At 72.5% G+C, this 19681-nt stretch carries 16 protein-coding genes and 1 pseudogene; 4 read left to right on the forward strand and 13 right to left on the reverse strand.

Annotated features, from left to right (window positions below):
- Positions 1–229 precede the first annotated feature (229 nt).
- Genes WCS02_RS03430 through WCS02_RS03440 form a run of 3 tightly spaced genes read right to left on the reverse strand, consistent with a single transcriptional unit; the run spans position 230 to position 1586 of the window.
- Complete coding sequence (locus WCS02_RS03430) at positions 230–478, reverse strand: Lsr2 family DNA-binding protein (protein ID WP_340289792.1); 249 nt, start codon at positions 476–478, stop codon at positions 230–232.
- Positions 475–1347, reverse strand: a complete 873-nt coding sequence (locus WCS02_RS03435; RefSeq protein WP_340289795.1) for an IS3 family transposase — start codon at positions 1345–1347, stop codon at positions 475–477. Before WCS02_RS03435 ends, WCS02_RS03430 begins: the two co-directional genes overlap by 4 nt.
- On the reverse strand, positions 1344–1586 hold the full coding sequence (locus WCS02_RS03440) for a transposase (protein WP_340289839.1): 243 nt from the start codon (positions 1584–1586) through the stop codon (positions 1344–1346). Before WCS02_RS03440 ends, WCS02_RS03435 begins: the two co-directional genes overlap by 4 nt.
- Positions 1587–1726: 140 nt before the next feature.
- Here WCS02_RS03440 and WCS02_RS03445 point away from each other — a divergent pair, with 140 nt between their 5' ends.
- Positions 1727–2335 carry a GNAT family N-acetyltransferase gene (locus WCS02_RS03445; protein ID WP_340289798.1) on the forward strand — a complete coding sequence of 203 codons (609 nt, stop codon included), beginning with the start codon at positions 1727–1729 and terminating at the stop codon, positions 2333–2335.
- A 336-nt stretch (positions 2336–2671) separates the two neighbouring features.
- Here the strand turns inward: WCS02_RS03445 and WCS02_RS03450 are convergent, their stop codons facing one another.
- The 7 genes from WCS02_RS03450 to WCS02_RS03480 form a co-directional block, all read right to left on the reverse strand.
- Positions 2672–3031, reverse strand: coding sequence for a hypothetical protein (locus WCS02_RS03450; RefSeq protein ID WP_340289800.1), 360 nt, complete (start codon positions 3029–3031; stop codon positions 2672–2674).
- A 147-nt stretch (positions 3032–3178) separates the two neighbouring features.
- A complete protein-coding gene (locus tag WCS02_RS03455; protein WP_340289803.1) occupies positions 3179–4024 on the reverse strand; it encodes an alpha/beta fold hydrolase in 846 nt (281 codons plus the stop codon).
- A 241-nt stretch (positions 4025–4265) separates the two neighbouring features.
- Positions 4266–5858: a methyl-accepting chemotaxis protein gene (locus WCS02_RS03460; RefSeq protein WP_340289805.1), complete on the reverse strand. Its 1593-nt coding sequence runs from the start codon at positions 5856–5858 to the stop codon at positions 4266–4268.
- 296 nt (positions 5859–6154) lie between these two features.
- Positions 6155–6424, reverse strand: coding sequence for a hypothetical protein (locus tag WCS02_RS03465; RefSeq protein WP_340289808.1), 270 nt, complete (start codon positions 6422–6424; stop codon positions 6155–6157).
- A gap of 1346 nt (positions 6425–7770) precedes the next feature.
- Entirely contained in the window at positions 7771–9702 is a 1932-nt protein-coding gene (locus WCS02_RS03470) for a chemotaxis protein CheW (protein ID WP_340289811.1), read from the reverse strand.
- A 3-nt stretch (positions 9703–9705) separates the two neighbouring features.
- The gene (locus WCS02_RS03475; RefSeq protein WP_340289814.1) at positions 9706–11763 is read right to left on the reverse strand and encodes a methyl-accepting chemotaxis protein; all 2058 of its coding nucleotides are present in this window, start codon (positions 11761–11763) and stop codon (positions 9706–9708) included.
- A gap of 448 nt (positions 11764–12211) precedes the next feature.
- Positions 12212–12475, reverse strand: a complete 264-nt coding sequence (locus WCS02_RS03480; RefSeq protein ID WP_340289817.1) for a hypothetical protein — start codon at positions 12473–12475, stop codon at positions 12212–12214.
- A gap of 370 nt (positions 12476–12845) precedes the next feature.
- On the opposite strand from WCS02_RS03480, the gene WCS02_RS03485 reads away from it, so the two are divergent.
- A complete protein-coding gene (locus WCS02_RS03485) occupies positions 12846–13250 on the forward strand; it encodes a response regulator (protein WP_340289819.1) in 405 nt (134 codons plus the stop codon).
- Between the two features lie 53 nt (positions 13251–13303).
- Positions 13304–14248, forward strand: a pseudogene (locus WCS02_RS03490) (HD domain-containing phosphohydrolase); the annotation flags it as partial.
- Positions 14249–14295: 47 nt separating this feature from the next.
- Here the strand turns inward: WCS02_RS03490 and WCS02_RS03495 are convergent.
- Positions 14296–15735: an ATP-binding protein gene (locus tag WCS02_RS03495; RefSeq protein ID WP_340289821.1), complete on the reverse strand. Its 1440-nt coding sequence runs from the start codon at positions 15733–15735 to the stop codon at positions 14296–14298.
- A 316-nt stretch (positions 15736–16051) separates the two neighbouring features.
- The gene (locus tag WCS02_RS03500) at positions 16052–16630 is read right to left on the reverse strand and encodes a hypothetical protein (protein ID WP_340289823.1); all 579 of its coding nucleotides are present in this window, start codon (positions 16628–16630) and stop codon (positions 16052–16054) included.
- Between the two features lie 261 nt (positions 16631–16891).
- Between WCS02_RS03500 and WCS02_RS03505 the strand changes: the two genes are divergently transcribed.
- Entirely contained in the window at positions 16892–18694 is a 1803-nt protein-coding gene (locus tag WCS02_RS03505) for a putative bifunctional diguanylate cyclase/phosphodiesterase (protein WP_340289825.1), read from the forward strand.
- Positions 18695–19004: 310 nt separating this feature from the next.
- On the opposite strand, the gene WCS02_RS03510 is transcribed toward WCS02_RS03505, so the two are convergent.
- Positions 19005–19289, reverse strand: coding sequence for a hypothetical protein (locus tag WCS02_RS03510; RefSeq protein WP_340289828.1), 285 nt, complete (start codon positions 19287–19289; stop codon positions 19005–19007).
- Positions 19290–19681: the final 392 nt, after the last annotated feature.

The raw sequence follows: 19681 nt of genomic DNA on the forward strand, positions 1-19681 counted from the left end.
TTCAACCACCGTCAGTCGCACCACGTGGAGGCCATCCATGAACCCCGAGACCACCGAGCTCACGCTCCCCACCGCCGACAGCCTCACAGCCATGCTGGACCTCCCCGAGTCCTCGCTGGCCAACCCCCGACGCACCCGCCTCTGACGCACCCGCCACGCAGGACAGCCCCGGCACCGCCTGACGGGCGCCGGGGCTGTCGGGGGTCGCGCCGTCAGACGCCGGCCAGGCTCAGCCGTTGGCGGCCCGGTACGCCTGCACCACGTCGGCCTTGATCCGACCCCGCTCAGACACGGTGTGACCGTTGGCGCGGGCCCACTCCCGGACCGCACCGTTGTCGGTGCCGTCCGCCGACTTCGTCGAGGTCGAGGACTTCGACGTAGCGCGGGTTCCCTTCGAGCGGCTCCCGCCGGCCCGGCGACCCTTCTCCACGAACGGAGCCTGACCCGGTTTCCCGGACACGGACGGTGTGGTGATCATGCCGCGGTAGTGGCGGCGGTGTGAAGGTTCTCGTACTCGGTTGGGGCGAGGTAGCCCAGGGCGGAGTGGCGTCGGCGGGGGTTGTACCAAGCCTCGATCCACTCGAAGATCGCCGACCCCAGGTCGCTGCGGGTGGCCCAGGTGCGGGTGTCGAGGAGCTCGCGCTGCATGGTCGACCAGAACGACTCGACCATCGTGTTGTCGACGCTGGAGGCGACGCGGCCCATGGAGCCGAGCAGGCCGGCCTCCCGCAGCCGGTGCCCGAACGCCCAAGAGGTGTAGACGCTGCCGCGGTCGGAGTGGACCACGGTCCCGGGGCCGGGACGGCGTCTCCACTGGGCCATCTGCAGGGCGTCGACGACGAGCTCGGTGCGCATGTGGTCCGCGATCGACCAGCCCACGACCACCCGGGAGTAGGCGTCGATGACAGCGCAGCAGTAGACCTTCCCCTCAGCCGTGGGGTGCTCGGTGACGTCGGTCGCCCAGAGCCGGTCGGGTCCCTCCGCGGCGAACCGGCGCTGGACCAGGTCGTCGTGGACGGCCGGGTCGGGCTTCCGGCCCCGCTTGCGACGGTGGCTGATGCCCTGCAGGCCGGCCAGGCGCATCAGCCGCGCGATGCGTTTGCGGCCGCAGCGCAGGCCCAGCCCTAGCTTGAGCTCGGCATGGACCCGCGGGGCGCCGTAGCTGGCCCGCGACGACCGATGGATCTCGGTGATCCGGTCGGTCAGCGACGTGTCCGCGACGGAGCGCTTGGAGGGCCCGCGGGCGGCCCACTCGTAGTAGCCAGACCTGCTCACCTCGAGCTCCCGGCAGGCCACCGCGACGGGGATCCCGTCGGCGGCGAGCTCCTGGACCAGCCGGAACATCATTTTGGGAGGACGTTCTCCCTCGCGAAGTAGGCGCTGGCCCGCTTGAGGATCTCGTTCTCCAGCTCCAGGACCCGGGTCCGGCGTCGCAGCTCGACGAGCTCGTTCCGCTCGTCGCTGGTCAAGCCTTCCTTGCGGCCGGCTTCGACGTCGTCGACCGACATCCAGCGGCGCAGGCACGACTCGCTGATCCCGAGGTCCTTGGCGACTTTCGCCACGGAGGTGTCAGGTCGGCGGGCCAGCTCGACTGTCGTCGGCGGAACTCCGGAGGCTTGGCAGCGGGCATCGAAGGACTCCTCTCCGAGACGATCCTCGCCTCAGAACAGGTGTCCGGGAAAGCGGGTCAGGCTCCGGTCGAGGTGGGGCGGCATAGGTTGGTGCGGTGTCTGCACCGGAGATCCGCCTGCGCCCGTTGGGCGTCGCTGACGCTCCGGTGCTGGCCGGCTGGGCGAAGGATCGTGAGTTCTGCCGTGAGGCCGGGTGGTCGACCGGGCTCGACCAGGACGCGCACCTGACCTTCTGGCAGCGACACATCACGCGACCGCCCGCAGACCTCGTGCGCCTGGGCGCCGTCAGCGGGGAAGACCTCGTCGGGTACGTCGACCTCCACGGTTCGCTGCCCCGTCTCCGCGAGCTCGGCGTCCTCATCGGCGTCCGGGACCGCTGGGGCCAAGGTCTCGGGCTGCAGACGGCACGCGCCGCCCTCGCCCATGCCTTCCAGGTGCTGCACGTGGACGAGGTCTGGGCCGAGACGCTGGATGCGAACACCCGCTCGGTGCGGCTCCTGCGGCGCCTCGGCATGCAGGAGACCGGCAGGGGCGAGGCCGGCCGGTTCCTCGGCCAACCGACCTTCTACCGCCGGTTCACCACCGAGTCCCCGACGCCCGCACAGAGCGCTGACCGAGCCCCCGGCGCGGGCGACTGCTGTGATCGCTGTCGACCACTGTCGACTGCTGTCGACTGCCCTCCACCCACCCCACCCAGGCGCTGAGGCTCACCGCGACGCACCGAGGCACCGAGGCACCGCGTGATGGCTCGTGTGCGGGCCTGCAGGCATCCGGTGGGGCGGACGCGTCCGCAGAGGCGCCGCGATTGCCGCGCGCCCGGCTGCACGTGCCAGTCCCGTCGACCCAGAGCGTGGTCTGTCCACGGGGTCGGGCGTGATGGCGGCGCCTGAGGCTGGAGCCGGTCGCGCGCCGCACCAGGGTGGACGGCCCGCCGGGAAGCCCTCGACCCTCCGGCGCCGCCCCGGTTAGCGTTGTTCGGTCGGTCCCGTCCGCCGGAGCCCTCCCCAGCGGTCGACGGCGGTCGGGGCCGACGCACCCGGTCAGTCCGGGTGCGTCTCGTGGCCTCTCGGGGAGCGGGACGGCCCGGCCGGGGGTGGAGGGGTCCCACCCGGCTGGGCCGCACCCCGCCACCAGCGCGCGAGCCGTGTGCGGCGGACGGGCGGGGCGGGCGTGGTGGGCGGGACGGGCGTGGCGCCGACGACGGACCAGCAGTCCTCGAGGTGGTGGGGCCCGGGTGGGCAGTACAGCGGAGGGTCCGTCCAGGTCCGGCGTCCGCTGAGCGGGTGCGGGGCTCCTCGTGGTGCGGCCTCGAGGTCGAACTCCGTGAGCCCGGCGGGGTAGATCCACCCGCCGTGGTCACCTCCGGGACGGATGATGCTCGGGTCCTGCACGCGTGCCATCTGGTGGTGCTCGTGGCTGCCCGGCAGGTCGTACGACCTCCGAGGTCCGGGTCTGGCTGAAGGCCTGTTCCAGCCGTGACGGTCGACGGAGCGGTCGTGCGAGGTCGATGCACGGCAGGGGCGGGTGGGGTGGTCAGGGCGTTCTGGTCAGCCGGTGGACCCGACGATGGCGCGGGCGGTCTCTGCGGGGGCGCTGACGTGGGGGCAGTGTCCGCTGGCGTCCATGCGCAGCAGCGTGCTGCCGGGGACGGAGTCGTGGACGAAGCCGACGGCCGACGGCGGCGCCAGGGCGTCGTGGCGGCACTGCAGGGTCAGCGTCCGGGCGCGCACCGCCGCCAGGTCGTCGCGGTGGTCGGAGGTGAACAGCACCTGCGCGAAGTGCGCGGCGACTCCGGGGTCGGTGCGGCAGAACGCGGCCGCGAGCCGCTCCCCCAGCTCGGGCCGGTCGGCGTTACCCATGATCATCGGCGCCGTGACAGCGGACCAGGCGAGGTAGTTGTGCCGCAGGGAGACCAGCAGCTCCGCCACGTCCTCCACGCTGAAGCCGCCCACGTAGCCCGTCTCGGGGTCGTCGAGGTAGCGGGCCGAGGGTGCGACGAGCACGAGCCCGGAGGCGAGGTCCGGGCGGGCGGCGGCGGCCAGGGCCACGACCGTGGCGCTCACGCTGTGCCCGACCAGGGTGGCACCCCGCAGACCGTGGGCGTCGCAGACGTCCAGCAGGTCCTGCGCGTGCCCGTGCAGGGTGCCGTGCCGCTCGATCGACCGGTCGTAGGCGGACACGTCCGAGCGCCCGGCACCGGCCAGGTCGTAGCGCACCACCCGGTACCGGGACCCGAGCTGCTGCACCACCGGCTGCCACACCGTCTGGTCCGAGCCGAACCCGTGGACCAGGACCACCGTGGGCAGCTCCTGCGCCCCGGACACCGTCACGTGATGGCGCACCAGGACGTCGACCGACCGCGACGCCGGTGCCAGGGTGGTGCGACCTGGCATGGCTGTCCCCTCTCCTCCGGTTGCCGGCAGCGCGGCATCTTTCGGTACGTCGGCGAGCCCCCCGCAGACATGAGCGTCACGGGAAGCCTCGGCAACCCTGTCGAGCACCGACCGTGGTCGTCGACGCCCCTGTCCCGCAGCGGCACGTCCCGAGGGCCGTCCACGTCGTGCGCCCCGACCAGCCCGACCAGCCCCGTGGTCCTGGTGGGTATCGCTGGCCTGGTGGTTCCGGCCGGTGCGCTTAGAGGGTGAAGGTGGCGACGGTGGCGGTGAGGTCGTCGCTGAGGGTGGTGAGGCCGCGGGTGTGCTCGGCGCTGGTCTGGGCCTGGGCGGAGGACTGCTCGGCGGCGGCGGCGACGGCGGTGATCCCGGCGCCGATCTCCGCGGAGCCGGCAGCGGCCTCGGCCAGGGACCGGCCCATCTCGCTGGTCGTCGCGGTCTGCTCCTCCACCGCGGAGGCGATGGTGGTCTGGATGTCGTTGATCCGGTCGATCGTGGCCTGGATCGAGCCGATCGCGGTGACGACGTCGCCGGAGTCGGACTGGATCGCCGCGACCCGCTTGCCGATGTCCTCGGTGGCCTTGCTGGTCTGGGAGGCGAGCTCCTTGACCTCGGTGGCCACGACCGCGAAGCCCTTGCCGGCCTCGCCGGCCCGGGCGGCCTCAATGGTCGCGTTCAGGGCGAGCAGGTTGGTCTGCTCGGCGATGGAGGTGATGACCCGGACGACCTCACCGATGAGCTGGCTGGACTCGCTCAGCCTGGCCACGATCTGGTTGGCGTCGCTGGCCACGGTCACCGCGTCACCTGCCACGGAGGCGGCCTCCTGGGCGTTCTGGGCGATCTCGCGGATGGACTGGCCCATCTCCTCCACCCCGGCGGCGACGGTCTGCACGTTGCGGGTGACCTGCTCCGCGGCGGCGGCGACGACGTTGGCCTGCTGGCTGGACTCGTCCGCGGCCGCGGCGACCTCCGCGGTGCCGGAGTGCAGCTGCTCCGCGGCACCGAGCAGCTGCCCGGCACCGGCCTGCACCTGGCCCAGCGACTGGCGCAGCTGGACCGCGAGACCTGTCACGGCGGTGCCGATCCGGCCGACCTCGTCGGTGCGCCCCAGCTCGGCGCTGACGCGCAGGTCACCCGCAGCGAGGGTCTCCAAGGCGGTGACCATCGAGCGCAGCGGCGGGGCGGTGAGCCGGTACAGGACCAGGCCCGCGCCGCCGGTGAGCAGCGCACCGATCACGACGCTGAGCCACAGCACGAGGCTGGTGATGTCGCCCAGGCTCGCGACCCGGGCCTCGTCGGCGGCGAGCAGCTCCGCCATGTCGGCCTTCACCCCGGCCAGCACCTCGTCCGTGGCGGCGGCGGCCTGCGCGACCTGGGTCTGGGCCGTGCTGGAGACGGTGTCCCCGGCGGTCCCCTCGGTGGTTGCGGACTCGACGACGTCCTCGTAGGCGGTGACGGCCTGGACGGCGCTGTCCACGAGGGCGCGGCGGTCCGGGCGCAGGTCGAGGGCCTCCAGGGCCTGCACCGCCTCGGCGGTCTCGGCGCGCGTGGCCGCGACGCGGTCGCCGGTGCGCGCCGGGTCGCCGGCCACGACCGCCTCGTCGACCGTCGCGCGGTGCTCCACGACCAGGCGGCTCACCTCTCCCAGCGCGATCTCCGCCTTCGCGTCGACCCGGAAGTCGGCGTTGCCGACCGTGCGGATGTCGCTGACGTGCTGGTTGGCGACCGCGATCGCTACCAGGACGGCCACGGTGGTCCCGATCAGGACGGCGATCTTCACCGCCAGCGACCAGCTGGCGATCCCACGGGACCTGGTACGACGGACATCAGACATGACAGAACTCCAAGGGCGGCTGCAGCGTCACCAACGATTGGTGCCACCGGCACATCGGCACCAGCCGGCAGCACCTGAGCCGTTCCGTCAGCGCAGACCACCCCGGTCTCGTCCTCCCCGCAGACGCACCGAGCTCTCCATCGACGCGCCCCGCCACCGCCACGCCGCCACCTGCCCCCCCCCCCCCCCCCCCCACCGGCATGCCGCCGCCGGCCTGCGAGCACGAGCAGCACCGGCGCACGACTGCCGACCCTGGCCGTACAGGCACGGACCACTCGTCGTGGGGACCAGACGGGTCAGGGGGCGGTGGTGGTGCCGTCCTGGGTGGCGGCCAGCTGCACGGCCAGCGCCTGCAGCACGGTCGTGTAGTGCCCGGGCGTCGCCCGCTCCAGCTCACGCTCCTGGAACTGGTCCGCAGCCAGCAGGGCGCAGAACATGGCGACGTCCCGGGCCCGGGCGAGGTCCATGTCCTCGCTGAGCAGCGCCAGCGCCTCGGTGTCCTGCCGCAGCGCAGCCAGCATCAGCGCCACACCGTCACGCGTGCTCGGGTTTCTCGAGACAAGCATGCTGCCCCTCCTGACTGTTGAGGCCGGGCCGGGCCGGGCAGCAGGCACACCACCACGTCCGGCTGTCGACCTCCTCTCGGCACGCCGCCACGGGCACTTAAAAGCGCGACGGGCCCGCCTCGCGCACCCGTCGTCTCGGCTGCGGGCTGGCTGGGTCTGCCGGCCGTACCCGCCGGGGGGGCCTCGCGCTCACCCGTTAGGTCCCGTCATGGCGGCCCGGTGGGTGCCGATGACGGTGGTGACGCCGTGCACCGTGCGCGGCGCTGAGCTAGGAGCACCGATGTCTCGCCCGAGCGCGGCCGACTTGCCCGAGCTGCCCGAGCTGTCCGGGTGGTCCCTGGAGCGGCCCCGCGGCGGCCTCCCCGGCCCGCCGGCCTCATAAGAACGGGGGTGCCGCTTCCCGGGTAAGACCGCTCTGTTCGTCGTGGTGCTTCCTGCAGCGGTCCTTGCCGTGACGCGGGGCCTCGCAGCCCCGCACCGAGCACAGCTCCGGCACGGCCGGGCCGGGGGCTGCGGTGGCGGTCGGGTCGCCGTGGCGCCGCCACGCCTGGTAGTGCCGCCTGCACCAGCCGCGCGTGACCGCCACCGAGGTGCACGCCTCGACCGCGCAGGCAGCGGCGGGGGGCGGCGGCCGCAAGGATCCAGCGCCCTGGCCCCTGGCGATCTGACGTGCGTGCGCCCTGCACCAGCCCTTGCTGTCGTGGGGTCGGGGACATCCCTGGACCGCGCACTCGTCGCGGCCTGGCCCTGGTCCGGCCGGCAGCACAATGTCCGGGTCCCCGTGCCGCCGCCACCGTCGGTAGTGCAGCCGGCAGTAACCCTTGGCGCTGTGGGGGCGGGGGCAGTCCGCCGCGGCGCAAGTGCGGGGCGCCTGCGTCTGTCCTGGCGCCGCCCCCCGCCGCCACTGCTGGTAGTGCGCGGCGCAGTAGCCGCGACCCTTCTGCGGCCGGGTGCATCCGTCGACCGAGCACCCCGAGGTGCCACCCGAGGTGCCACCCGATGTGCCATCAGAGGTGCCACTGGTTGTGCCCGCTGTCGGGGTGGGCACGCGCTACCAGCTCCTTCCACCGGCTCACTCAAGGGTTCGTCGAAGGTCGTCGGGAGGGAACGTCGGGGGTCGTCTGGCACGGGCAGAGGGACCCGGTGGTGGAGCGTAGATGTCGCTGCCTGTCGCCGGCGGCGCCGGCGTGTGTGCCCAGGTCGGGGGTGTCACCTGGAGCGGCACGGTCGGCCGGTCCCACGCCGGCGACCGGCCTGTCGAGCAGGACGGCATGCAGAGCCCCGGCGGGGGCCACAGCAGGGCCACAGCAAGGCCACGGCAGGGCTACGGCAGGGCCACGGCAGGGCTACGGCAGGGCCCCGTTCTCCACTGCCGACGCCAGCAGCCGCAGGTCCAGGCGCGGGAGGAGCTGGGTCTCCTGGCCCAGGCGGACCAGCTGCGCCTGCTGCAAGAACGCCCGAGGGGGGCGGGGGAGCGCCCCTGGGCCTGGACGACCCAGTCGGCCCGGTCGGCCCGGTCGGCCCGGTCCGGTCGCCGGGAATGCTTGCGTCGGGGCCGGCTTGTCGCTCGGTGCATCCGGGCCACACCCCGGGACGTGCTCGGGGTCGGCCCATGCCACGGTCTCGATCCGGTCCAGCCCGCCGACCACGAAGCCGACCATCCCGTGCCGTGCTCGGACCAGGAGCAGGCACGCGGTCGCGCCCGGCTGGCACGGCCCAAGCCCGAGCTGCTGCGACAGGTCCAGGACGGGGACCGCCGCGCCCCGGTGCGCGAACAGCCCCAGCAGGGCAGACCCGGGACGAGCAGCGCCGCCCGGGGGCGGCTCCATGGTTCGGCGATGGTCCTGGGCCGGGACGCCGACGCCGACGCCGACGCCGCCGGGGCTACCGGTACGGATGAGCTTGGCCTGGTATGGCACGACCTCGCTGACCTGCTCCAGCGGGGTGACGGCCCGGACCCCGCACTCGTAGGCCAGGTGGGGTCTGGCGTCCTGGTGGCCGGTGACGTCGCCGGCCCCGCCCGGGCGGCGCTGACCGGGCCCGGGCACAGGGCCGGCACCAGGACTCGCGCCGGGTGTGGCATCAGGGCTGGCGGCGAGGGTCACGTTGACCGAGGCCATGCTCAGCAAGGTGCTGTGGGCCAGCAGGGCCTGACCGTCCAGGACGAGGCCGGCCGGCCGGCCAGGGACGTCCAGGAGCCCGGCGAACAGCTCGGGGGCGGGCAGGGCGAACGGGTGCACCGGCAGGACCTGCCCGGGGTCCACCTCCTGCAGGTCGACCAGCTCGTCCAGCGCCATGACGACGTACCCGGTCCCGAGGTCCATGACCAGCCCGGCCGTGTGCTCCGGGACCCGGTCCAGGCGGCCGAGGCCGAGCAGGACGAGGGGGTCCACGACCGGTACCTCGAGGCCGGCGTACTCCACGACCCCCAGGCACAGCTCGCTGGTGAGCACCGAGGTCGTCGGGCGCACCCGCGGCAGGGTGGTGTGCACGTGCGCGACGTCCAGGGCCAGGGCGTGCTCTCCGGCCCGAACCAGGGTCAGCACCCTCGTCTCGGACTGGCCCGGGCGGCCCGGCGACGCTGCGACAGATCCCATGCTCGGACTTCTGTCCATGGGGGACGTGGCCGGGACCGGTGCGCTCTGCCCCCGGCCACGGTCGGGGATGGTTGGGATTCCGGTGCTCTGGAGCAGGACGCCGACGTCGAGGACACTCACGACACGGTCGGTGTCCGCGTGGTGAAAGGCACCGGACAGCAGCAGCGCCCCCTGCTGGGTGCGGACATCCTGCACCAGCAGGGCAGGGACCTGCCCGACGCCGCGCAGCTCGTCGACCAGGAGCCCGACGAGGCGCTCGGCATGGGCGACGACGACGACGAACCGCTCACTGACCTCAGCCTCGTTGCCCGGTTCACCCGTTGGCCCCGGGGCGGCTTCCAGCGCCCCGTCCAGCAGGACGCCCAGGTCGACGACGGGTAGGACGGTCCTGCGTAGGTGCATGGCACCGAGGACGGCTGGTGCGGTCGTGGGCAGAGGGTCCAGCCGCTGCGGGCAGGGCACGACCTCCCGCAGCACGGCCAGCGGCAGGGCGATGTCGATGCCCTGTACGCGCAGCAGACCGAACACCGTGCCCGCCGTGTCCGCCGCCGCCTCAGGCGTCGTGCCGATGGCGGCACCTGCGTCTGGGCTCGGCGGGCTGGGGTGTGCGGGTCCGTCGGCCGGCAGGAGGGTGCCTGGTCCCGGCACGGTCTGCGTCCCGGCGGGGCTGAGCGTGCTCACGGGCTAGGCCTGCTCACCGGTGGACAGCTGGCTGATGAGGGTGTTGACCTGCTGGGACGCGGCCTGCTGGACCCGGGTGGACTCTGAGATCGTGGCGATGGCCTGGCGGGTCTGCTCGACGCTGGTGACGATGCGCTTGAAGGCGTCCTCAGCGCGCTGGGACACGTCCGCGCCCTGGTCGACCCGGGTGGCGGACTGCTTGATCAGGTCCCCGATCTGCTGGGCGGCCTGGGAGGAGCGTTCGGCGAGCTTGCGGACCTCGCCGGCGACGATGGAGAACCCCACGCCGTGCTCCCCGGCGCGTGCGGCCTCGATAGAGGCGTTGAAGGCGAGGAGGTTGGTCTGGCTGGCGATCTCGCCCATGACCCGGACGATCTCGCCGATCTCGCTGGAGGAGCTCTGGATCAGCCCGATCGCCTCCAGGGAGGCCTGCAGCGCCTGCACGCCCTGCTGGGCGTTGTCGTGGGTCTGCGCGGCCAGGGACGTGGCGGTGGTGGAGTTGATGGCGATGTCCTCGATGGACCCGGCCAGCTCCCGGACGCACGCGGTCATGTCCTGCGTCCCCTGCGCGACTCGCTGCTCCTGCTCGACCTGCGCGCTGACGTCGTAGGCGTACTTGACGATCTTCACCGGCGCGCCGTTGAGGTCGAGGATCGGGTTGTACGTGGCCTGGATGTGCACGTCGCGCCCGTACTTGCCGACCCGGTGGAACCGGCCGGCGATGACCTCGCCCTTGCCCAGGCGCAGCCAGAAGTCCCGGTACTCCACCGAGCGGGTGTACTCCGGCGTGCAGAACGTGCTGTGGTGCTGACCGACGACCTCCCGCAGGGAGAAGCCCATCACCCGAAGGAAGTTCTCGTTGGCGTGCAGGACCACGCCTTCCAGGTCGAACTCGATCGCTGCCTGGGCGCGGTCCACGGCGTCGACCCGGGCCTGGACCTCCGCGGAGCGGACCTTGGCCGCGGTGACGTCGCTGGCGAACTTGACCACGCTGACCGGTACCCCGTCGGGGTTCATGATCGGGTTGTAGGAGGCCTGCAGCCAGACCTCCCGGCCGTCCTTGGTGAGGCGCTTGTACTCGCCGGTCTCGAACTCCCCCGCCCCGAGCCGCTCCCAGAACTCCCGGTACTGCCCGGTCTCGGCGTGGCCGGGCTCGCAGAACATCCGGTGGTGCTTGCCCTGGACCTCGGCCAGGGAGTAGCCCATCGTCTGCAGGAAGTTGCTGTTGGCGGTGAGGATCGTCCCGTCCAGGGAGAACTCGATGACCGCCTGGGACCGGTCGATCGCGGCGACCTTGCCGAGGAACTCCGCGGTCCGGGCCTTGGCGACGGTGATGTCGGAGGCGTACTTGACGACCTTCACCGGATTGCCGTTCGGGTCCATGATCGGGTTGTAGGTGGCCTGCAGCCACACCTCCCGCCCGTCCTTCGCGACCCGCCGGAACTCCCCGGACAGGAACTCCCCCCGGCTCAGGTCGTCCCAGAACTCCCGGTAATCCGCCGAGGCGGTGTACTCCCGGTCGCAGAAGATCCGGTGGTGCTTGCCCTGCACCCCCGCCAGCGTGTAACCCACGGTGTCCAGGAAGTTCCGGTTCGCGGTCAGGACCCGCCCGTCCAGGGAGAACTCCACCACCGCCTGGGAGCGGTCCATCGCCGCGACCTTACCCAGGAACTCCGCCGCCGTGGCCTTGGACTCGGTGATGTCGGAGGCTAACTTCACGATCTTCACGACCGTGCCGTCCTCGGCGATGACCGGGTTGTACGTGGCCTGCAACCACACCGGCTTGCCGCCCTTGGCCAGACGGGAGAACTCCCCGGACTCGAACGCCCCACCGGCCAGGCTGTCCCAGAACCGCCGGTACTCCTCCGAGGCCGCCAGCTCCGCGTCGCACAGCACCCGGTGGTGCTGGCCCTGCAGCTCGCCCAGCCGGTACCCGACCACGTCCAGGAAGTTCCGGTTCGCGGTCAGGATCACACCGGAGGGGTCGAACTCGATGACCGCCTGCGACCGGTCGATCGCCTGAGCCAGACCCCGCAGCCCCACCAGGTCCACCGAGTCCACCAGCTCACCAGCGCTCAGCGTCCGGCCACCCGAAGGAGCGGTAGCACCGTCGGGAGCGACAGGGACGGCAGAAGAGGCCACGGCAGGAGCGGTGGGGGCGATGGGGGCGGGGGTGCTGGACCCCGGTGCCCTGGGGGCGGGTGCAGTGCGGGCCGCAGCCCCGGTCGAGACGGGACGGTCGGGTGCAGTGGGCATGTGCGGGCTCCAGCTCGGATCGTTGGACGTTGAGCCTCAGATCGGCCGCGCACGACAGACCTTGAGCCGGACCGGCGAACCGTCCAATCAGGTGCCGAGAAGCGTTCGAGGCGGACCGATCGCCGAAAGGAACCGGGGTGGAGAACGGGGGGAATTCGGGGGAGGTCGACATCCCCCCTGTGACGTGGCGACTCGTCGCCGGGGTCACCGCCGAACGAGACCGCCGAACGACACCGCCGGCGAGTTTCGGGCGTTAGAGCATGGTGCGGCCGCTGGCCGCCAGCTGCAGCGCCACCGCCTGCAGGGCGTCGGCGTAGTGGCCGGGCCGGGCAAGGCTGGCTTCGGCGGCCTTGAGCTGGTCAGCTGCGAGGAAGGCACAGAACACGGCCACCTCCTGCGTCTGCTTCGGCGTCATCTGCTCCAGCAGCACAGCCACCGCTGCGGGGTCGGTCCGCATGGCGGCCATGACCAGGGCGATCCCGTCGCGGGTGCTTGAACCCGTGGGTACGACGCTCATGCTGCCGTACCTGTCGTCATGCCGTCGGTGGTGCGGTCCTCGAGGATGCTGCCGTCCACCATGGGTGGCTCCTTGTCCGTGGGCGTCCCGCCGCGCTGTCGCGGAGCCAGAGCATGACGGCTGGTCCGTGCTTCCCGTACTCGGACAGCGTGGAGCGCACCTTGAGGCTCGCGCAGTACCGGCTTCGGAGGTGGCCGCCCCCGCCGGCCCGTGCCTCGCGCTGGGCTTACCGGCGCGAGCCAGGGGTGATCACCGGCTCGTGCGACCGCGGGCGCCGCTCAGGACTTGGCGCGACGATGTCAAGGCCTGGTCGTCGGCTGCCGATCAAGGTTCTGAGATCTAGCTCCCGGGGGGCCGTGCCGTGCTGACGATGCTCTACGTGGAGGACCAGCCCTCCGACGTGCTGCTGGTCACCCGGCTCATGCAGCGCCGGGGCGGGGTCCAGGTGCACGTCGCCCGCACCGGGGTCGGTGGGCTCGCGGCCGCGGCGCGGCTGCGTCCGGATGTCGTCCTGCTCGACCTGCACCTGCCCGACCTGCCGGGGGAGACCGTCCTGTACGAGCTGCGCCGGCTGCCCGGCCTCTGCTCGCCACCGGTGCTGGTGCTGAGCGCCGACGCCTCTCCTGCCAGCGTCGAGCGGCTCATGGCCGCCGGGGTCACCGCCTACTTGACCAAGCCGCTGGACGTGGCCAGCCTCTTCGCCCACCTGGACGCCCTGGAGCCGGCTCTGCCCTCCCCGGCCCCACCGTCCGCCCTGACCGGGTCCGTGGCGTGAACCCGGCAGGGCTGTTGACACCCGCAGAGCATCCGCGCGCGAGGATCGTGGTGGTGGACGACGAGCAGGCGAACCTGGACCTGATCGACCGGGTCCTGGCCCGGCAGGGATACCAGCACGTCGTCCTCACCACCGACCCGCGGTGGTTGCTGGACAACCTCGCAGACCTCGCCCCGGACCTGGTCCTACTAGACCTGCAGATGCCCGACCTGGATGGCTTCGAGGTGCTCCGCCGGCTGCAGACCGCCGTCACCGCCGACGACTACGTCCCCCAGCTCGTCGTGACCGCCGACTCCACCGCGAGGACCAGACGGACAGCCCTGGCGCTGGGTGCCCACGACTTCCTCACCAAGCCCATCGACGTCACCGAGACCGCACTACGGGTGTCGAACCTGCTGGCGACCCGGATGCTCCACGTCCGCCTCCGCGATCAGAACCAGCACCTGGAAGAGCAGGTCCACGCCCGCACCGCCCAGCTCCAGCTCGCCCACACCGGGCTGGTGCAGCGGCTGGCCCTGGTCGGTGAGTACCGCGACGACACCACCTCCGAGCACGCCGCCCGGGTCGGCGTCGCCGCGCACCGGCTCGCCACGCGCCTGGGCCTGCCGGCTGCCGAGGCCCGCCTGGTGGGCGAGGCGGCGCCGCTGCACGACATCGGCAAGGTCGGCATCCCCGACGCCGTCCTGCTCAAGCCCGGTCCGCTGACGCCCGCGGAGTTCGAGACCATCAAGGGTCACGCCGCCGCCGGCGCCCACATCCTCGCCGGCGGCGAGTCAGAGCTGCTGCGCCTGGCCGAGCAGGTCGCCCTCACCCACCACGAACGCTGGGACGGCACCGGCTACCCCCAGGGCCTCGCCGGCCAGTCGATCCCCCTGGCCGGGCGCCTGGTCGCCGTCGTCGACGTCTTCGACGCCCTCACCAGCCAGCGCCCCTACAAGCCCGCCTGGACCATCGACAGGGCCGCGGAGCACCTGCAGGCCCACCGGGCCAGCCACTTCGACCCCGAGCTCCTCGACGTGTTCCTCGACGGGCTGAGCAGCACCCATCAGGTCCTCACCCTGGGCTCGGCGTCATCCTCAGGCTCTGCGTCGCCCACGGGCTCGGCGTCAGCGTCCATGCCGGTCGCTGCGGCGGGGAGGGCGACGGTGAACGTGGACCCGGCTCCGGGGCGGCTGTCGACCTCCAGCTGACCGCCCATCGCCTGGACCAGGGCACGGCTGACCACCAGCCCCAGGCCGTTGCCCGGGATGCCGCGCTGCGCTGCACCGAGACGCTCGAACGGGGTGAACAGCCGCTCCAGCTCCCCCACGCTCAGACCGGGCCCGGTGTCGGAGACCGACAGCCGCACCGCGTCAGGGGTGCGCGTGACACCCACCTCGACCTGGCCGCCCGCGGGGGTGTACTTCACGGCGTTGGACAGCAGGTTCAGCAGCACCTGACGCAGGCGTGCCTCGTCCGCCCTGACCCGGGGTCCCGGCTGCTCGACCCGGTCGCGCAGCACCAGCGAAGCCGACGCGACCAACGGGCTCATCATCGACACCACCCCGGCCACCAGCGGCCCGACCGGGACCGGCTGCAGGTCGAGGTTGAGGCCGCCGGCCTCGATCCGCCCGATGTCGAGGAGCTCGTCGACCAGGCCCACCATCCCCCGGCCCGCGCGCAGGATCTGCTCCACCGACTCTTGCGCCTCGGGCTGCTCGGCATCGAGCTCCAGCAGCTGCGCGAACCCGAGGATCGCGTTGAGCGGGGTCCGCAGCTCGTGGCTCATCCGCGACAGGAAAACGCTCTTCTCCTGGCTAGCGGCGGCCAGGACCTGCTGCTCGCGCCTGCCCACCGCCTCCACCCGACGGACCATCCCCGCCAGCAGGGCGTCCGAGGCCCGCGCCGCCTCCACCGGCGAAGGCGGACGACGACCGGCCTCCGCGAGCAGGGCGGCCACCTCCTCCGCACGCTCGGGGGCGGTACGTCGCACGCCCGCCACGACGACCTGCGCCGCGACGGCCGCCACCTGCGGGTCCAGGCTCCACACCACGTCGAAGACCCGCTCGGCCTGCCGGACCGGTGCCTGCGCCGCGGAGTGGGCGTCCCCGTCCAGCCCGCACAGCGTGACCGCCAGGCCCGGCCCCACCGCCAGCACGAACCACTCCTGCGCCAGAGGGTCCCCGGTGCGCAGCCGCAACCCCACATGGTCCACCCCCGACCCCGCCGGCAGCTCCCGCCCGGCGAACAGCGCAATCACGTCGTGGTCGCCGGACAGCTGCAGGTAACGGTCACGCTCGCCCGCCCAGTGCCGGCCGTGCTGGAAACCCGACACCAGCACGCACCGCTGCCCGTGCTCGTACACCAGGGTCTCGATGAGGTGGCTCGTCGCCACCAACGTCGACTTCGTCACCGACAACGTCGCGATACCCGGGTCCACCTCCCGCAGACGGTCGAACAGCGAGTCCTCGACCGGGAGCCGTCCCGACGCTGGGATACGAGTCATAGGCGCTGTCTAACAGCGTCGCCCACCTCCGGCACGCGGTCACGCGGCCGCGCGGTCACGCCTGCTCGGCCGTCCGCGGCAGCGGGACCGGCCCGGACTCCCGCCCTTGCCGGGCACGGGGCCTGCGTGCAGCACGGCGAGAGCCCGCCTGCTAGCTCGTGGGGTCCGAGAAGGGGAATCAGGCGGGCTCTCGTTCCTCGCAGTACCCAGGTCTGACGCAAACGCACCCCGGGACGGGGCAGCGGACCAACAGCGCCAAGAGCCAGGACCGCTCGTCGTGGTAGAGGAACGACGTCGAGCGCACCCCCCGCTGCATTCACGAGCGGTCAGTCCTCGGGGCGCAGGACCTCTTCATAGGCGGGGGCCAGCCTGGCTGCAGAAGACCCATGCCGACCCCTCGGACGACGTGACGCCCCTCCAGCAGCCGCATGATGAGGGGGTACGTCTGCCTGCCCTCGCCGACCGGCAGGACGTGACGACCCCTGTCGTCGACGGGGAGGCCGTCGAGGTCGAAGACGACGACCACCTCCAGGTCTGGGGCGACGAAGCGCGGCCTCGTGCCGATCCCGTAGCGGACCCCGCGCTGGCCCTCCACCAGACGTTCGACGGTGCGGCGCACCGCCCTGCATCCGCACGCATGCCACAGCCAGTGGGTCGGCGCCGCCGACGCCAGCTGCCGGGCGAGGTCGTCACGGTCTACCTCGACCAGCTCGAGGACCTCCGCGTTGGAGGAGATCCACTCCTGCACGACCGCCAGACGAAACACCGGGTCCAGCCCGCCCCACGCGGTCTCGAAGCTCCCGCTCAGCGTGGCCTCCAGCCACACCAGCGCCGCCAGACCCGGAGCCACCACGGCAGCAGCCGACTTGTACGCGCTCAGCTCGTCCTCCGGCATGAAGCGTGACTGTAGGACGCAGGTGGCTCCACAACCCCGACACGGATCAGCACCTGGAGTAGGGAACCGCGCAGCTGTCCCCGCGACAACAACCGTGCGAGAGAGCAGGTGGACGTGATCTGCCGTGCGGAGTGGTTCCTGCCGTGCGGACTGGTTCTGGCTGCGCGGGCTGTTTCTCGCCGTGCGGACAGGTTCTTGCTCGTCGGCGGGGTGAAGGGGCGGTGCTGGTGTGCCGATGCATCGCGGGTGGAGCGTGCGACCGTGGTCCCGGAGGTGGCGACGCCGCCGCTGATGGCGCGTACCGCCGGGGTGTTCTACTGCGCCGGGGGGCTGGCGGCGCTGGCCGTGGCCGTGGACCTGCCGCGCCCGTTCGCTACCACGACGACCGTGCTGGTCGGGCTGGCGGTGCTGTCGTTCCTGACTGGCGCGCTGCTCCTGTGGTGCGGGCGGCGGCTGCCGCACCACGCCTACCACGCCGTGGTGGTGTACGGGACGGTCGTCCTGACCGCCGCGGTCATCCTGTGCCCGACGCCGGGCGCGGCGCTGACCGTCGCCTCGCTCAACACGTTCGTGGCCATCGACGCATTCCTGTTCTTCTCCTCCCGCACGGCCAGCCTGCACCTTCTGGCCATGCTGTGCGGGCAGGCGGTCGCGCTGGGCACCCACGACGAGCTGGGCACAGGTGCCGTGGTCTCGGCGTCCCTGGTGTGCCTCGCCGTCTCCGTGGTCGTCGGGCCCCTGGTGCGGCGCGCCTCCAGCGCCAGCCGCGACAGCCTCACCGGGCTGCCGAACCGGCGCGGGTTCGACGACGCCCTCGAGGCGGCCCTGGCCACGGCCTCCCGCACCTCAGAGGCTCTGTCGCTGGCGCTGGTGGACGTCGACCGGTTCAAGGCGGTCAACGACCACGGTGGCCACGCCGCGGGTGACGCGCTCCTGCAGACGCTGGCCGCGCGCTGCGCCGCCGCGCTGCCCCCGGGCGCCCTGCTGACCCGCCACGGCGGCGACGAGTTCGCGGTCATCCTGCCCGCCACGACCGCCGTGGCGGCCCTGCAGGCCCTGGAGGTCATGCGGACCTCCATCACCGAGCACGGCCTGTCCTGCGGGGTCGCGCAGCACCACAACACCGAGAGCGGGGCCGACCTGCTGCGTCGCGCCGACATCGCCCTGTACGCGGCCAAGGCAGCCGGTCGCGGCTGCTCCAGGCTCAGCGCCACCCAGACCGACCACCTCGCCGATGACCTCGCCGCCGCGATCAACGCCGGCAGCATCGACGTGGCCTTCCAGCCGATCGTCGCCCTGCCCTCACGGCGCGTGGTGGGCGTGGAGGCACTGGCCCGCTGGGAGCACCCGCGGCGCGGCACCGTGCCCCCCTCGGAGTTCGTGCCGGCCGCCGAGGCGAACGGGCTCATCCACGACCTTGGCGCCATGGTCCTGGCCCAGGCCTGCCAGGGCGCCCTCGACCTCCAACGGGCGTGGGGCACCCGGCTGCTGCTGACCGTCAACGCCTCCGGCCGGGAGCTCGCCGACCCCGGCTACGCCAGCACCGTGCTCGCCACGCTGCTGCACGAGGGCTGGCCAGCCCCTCAGCTGGTCGTCGAGATCACCGAGAGCCTCATCGAGGGCGCCAGCACGCCAGCCCTGCACACCCTCACTGAGCTCCGCAGCCACGGCATCGCAGTCGCGATCGACGACTTCGGCACCGGGTACTCCGCCTTCAGCCGCCTGGACACCCTGCCCGCCGACTACCTCAAGCTGGACCGGTCCTTCATCTCCACCATCACCACCAGCCCCCGACGCCTCGCGATGCTCCGAGCCCTGCTCGACCTCGGCGACCGCCTAGGGCTCACCGTCATCGCCGAAGGCATCGAGACCACTGCACAGGCAGAGCTGCTCACCAGCGCCGGCTGCCCGCTCGTGCAGGGCTACCTCTACGGCCGACCGGGCCCCGCCGCCTCCTGGACCACGGTCCCGACCACACCGTCGGCACCTCAGCCCCGCACTCACGCCCAGGCACACGCCCAGGCGTCTTTTCAGGCGGCTGTCCCCCCCGGCAGGCACCCCTAGAACCAAGACACACGGACACCCACGCCCAGACCGCACGAAGGTCTACCCACGGCCGCACGACAACCGCTGCCTGGCGGGGGGCCGAGGCTCATCTGGGCCGGCGTATGCCCAACCTGGTGGGGCGCGACCCGGCCGGAGGGACCCCTGGAGACCATACCGGGCCGCCCCGCTGCCTGGAGGCACGGGACGCACCCGGACTTCCCGGGGTGCGCCCGGCCCACTCGTCGTCAACCGTCGAAGGCTGAAGCGGGCGGGACAGCCGACAGCGCCAATCGGACGGTGAGCCGGCGGCTGCGCCGGCGAGATCGGCTCAGCCGAGCGTGCGAGAACCGAAGAGCAGCACCTCGCGCTCCATGTCGTAGTAGGCCTCGTCGCTGGCCGTCAGCCAGTCGAACAGGTTGTCGGCGTCGTCGACGGTGACGCTGAGGACGACCTCGCTGGCGCCGTTGTCAAGGACGAGCTGGAACAGGTAACTGCCGGGCTCCCCGGCCCCGGACGGAGAGAAGTTCGGCTGCCAGGCAGTGACCTTCCGGGTCTTGATGACGCTCTTGCCGAGGTCGCTGGCGCCCGCACCCTGCTCAGTTGAGGTAGTCATGCCGTCGTCCTACCCACCAGCCGGACGCACATCCCCGCGGCGCGCCTCTGAGTCATGCGTGGACTGATAGGACAACTGGTGATGCCCGGATGTGCGTGGACCTAGGGACCGCGACCCCTTGCCGCCGGTGACCGTCATGGCGCGCGACTCGTCATGGCGCGCGACTCGTCATGGCGCGCGACTCGTCACGACCTGCGACTCGACACGACCCGCGACTCGACACGGCGAGCCCGGACCGGCGGGACCGCCTGGGCCGGGGAGCCACGGGACGATCGGGTTGCAGGTGTGACGGGCGGGGGGCGGTTCCGGCGAGGCCACCGGTCGCTCCTGCTGTCGGGGCCCGTGGGCGGGCCGTCCTGACCGCCAGTGCTCGTGTTGCCGTCCGGAGCGGG

It is taken from the genome of Aquipuribacter hungaricus (assembly GCF_037860755.1).
Taxonomy (GTDB): domain Bacteria; phylum Actinomycetota; class Actinomycetes; order Actinomycetales; family JBBAYJ01; genus Aquipuribacter; species Aquipuribacter hungaricus.

Bases quoted from the DNA above. Each gene is read 5' to 3' on its own strand.
- WCS02_RS03430 (WP_340289792.1), bottom strand. From the start codon at position 478: ATGATCACCACACCGTCCGTGTCCGGGAAACCGGGTCAGGCTCCGTTC.
- WCS02_RS03495 (WP_340289821.1), bottom strand. From the start codon at position 15,735: ATGACTCGTATCCCAGCGTCGGGACGGCTCCCGGTCGAGGACTCGCTG.
- WCS02_RS03465 (WP_340289808.1), bottom strand. From the start codon at position 6,424: ATGCTTGTCTCGAGAAACCCGAGCACGCGTGACGGTGTGGCGCTGATG.
- WCS02_RS03500 (WP_340289823.1), bottom strand. From the start codon at position 16,630: ATGCCGGAGGACGAGCTGAGCGCGTACAAGTCGGCTGCTGCCGTGGTG.
- WCS02_RS03435 (WP_340289795.1), bottom strand. From the start codon at position 1,347: ATGATGTTCCGGCTGGTCCAGGAGCTCGCCGCCGACGGGATCCCCGTC.
- WCS02_RS03485 (WP_340289819.1), top strand. From the start codon at position 12,846: ATGCTCTACGTGGAGGACCAGCCCTCCGACGTGCTGCTGGTCACCCGG.
- WCS02_RS03460 (WP_340289805.1), bottom strand. From the start codon at position 5,858: ATGTCTGATGTCCGTCGTACCAGGTCCCGTGGGATCGCCAGCTGGTCG.
- WCS02_RS03510 (WP_340289828.1), bottom strand. From the start codon at position 19,289: ATGACTACCTCAACTGAGCAGGGTGCGGGCGCCAGCGACCTCGGCAAG.
- WCS02_RS03455 (WP_340289803.1), bottom strand. From the start codon at position 4,024: ATGCCAGGTCGCACCACCCTGGCACCGGCGTCGCGGTCGGTCGACGTC.
- WCS02_RS03480 (WP_340289817.1), bottom strand. From the start codon at position 12,475: ATGAGCGTCGTACCCACGGGTTCAAGCACCCGCGACGGGATCGCCCTG.
- WCS02_RS03450 (WP_340289800.1), bottom strand. From the start codon at position 3,031: ATGGCACGCGTGCAGGACCCGAGCATCATCCGTCCCGGAGGTGACCAC.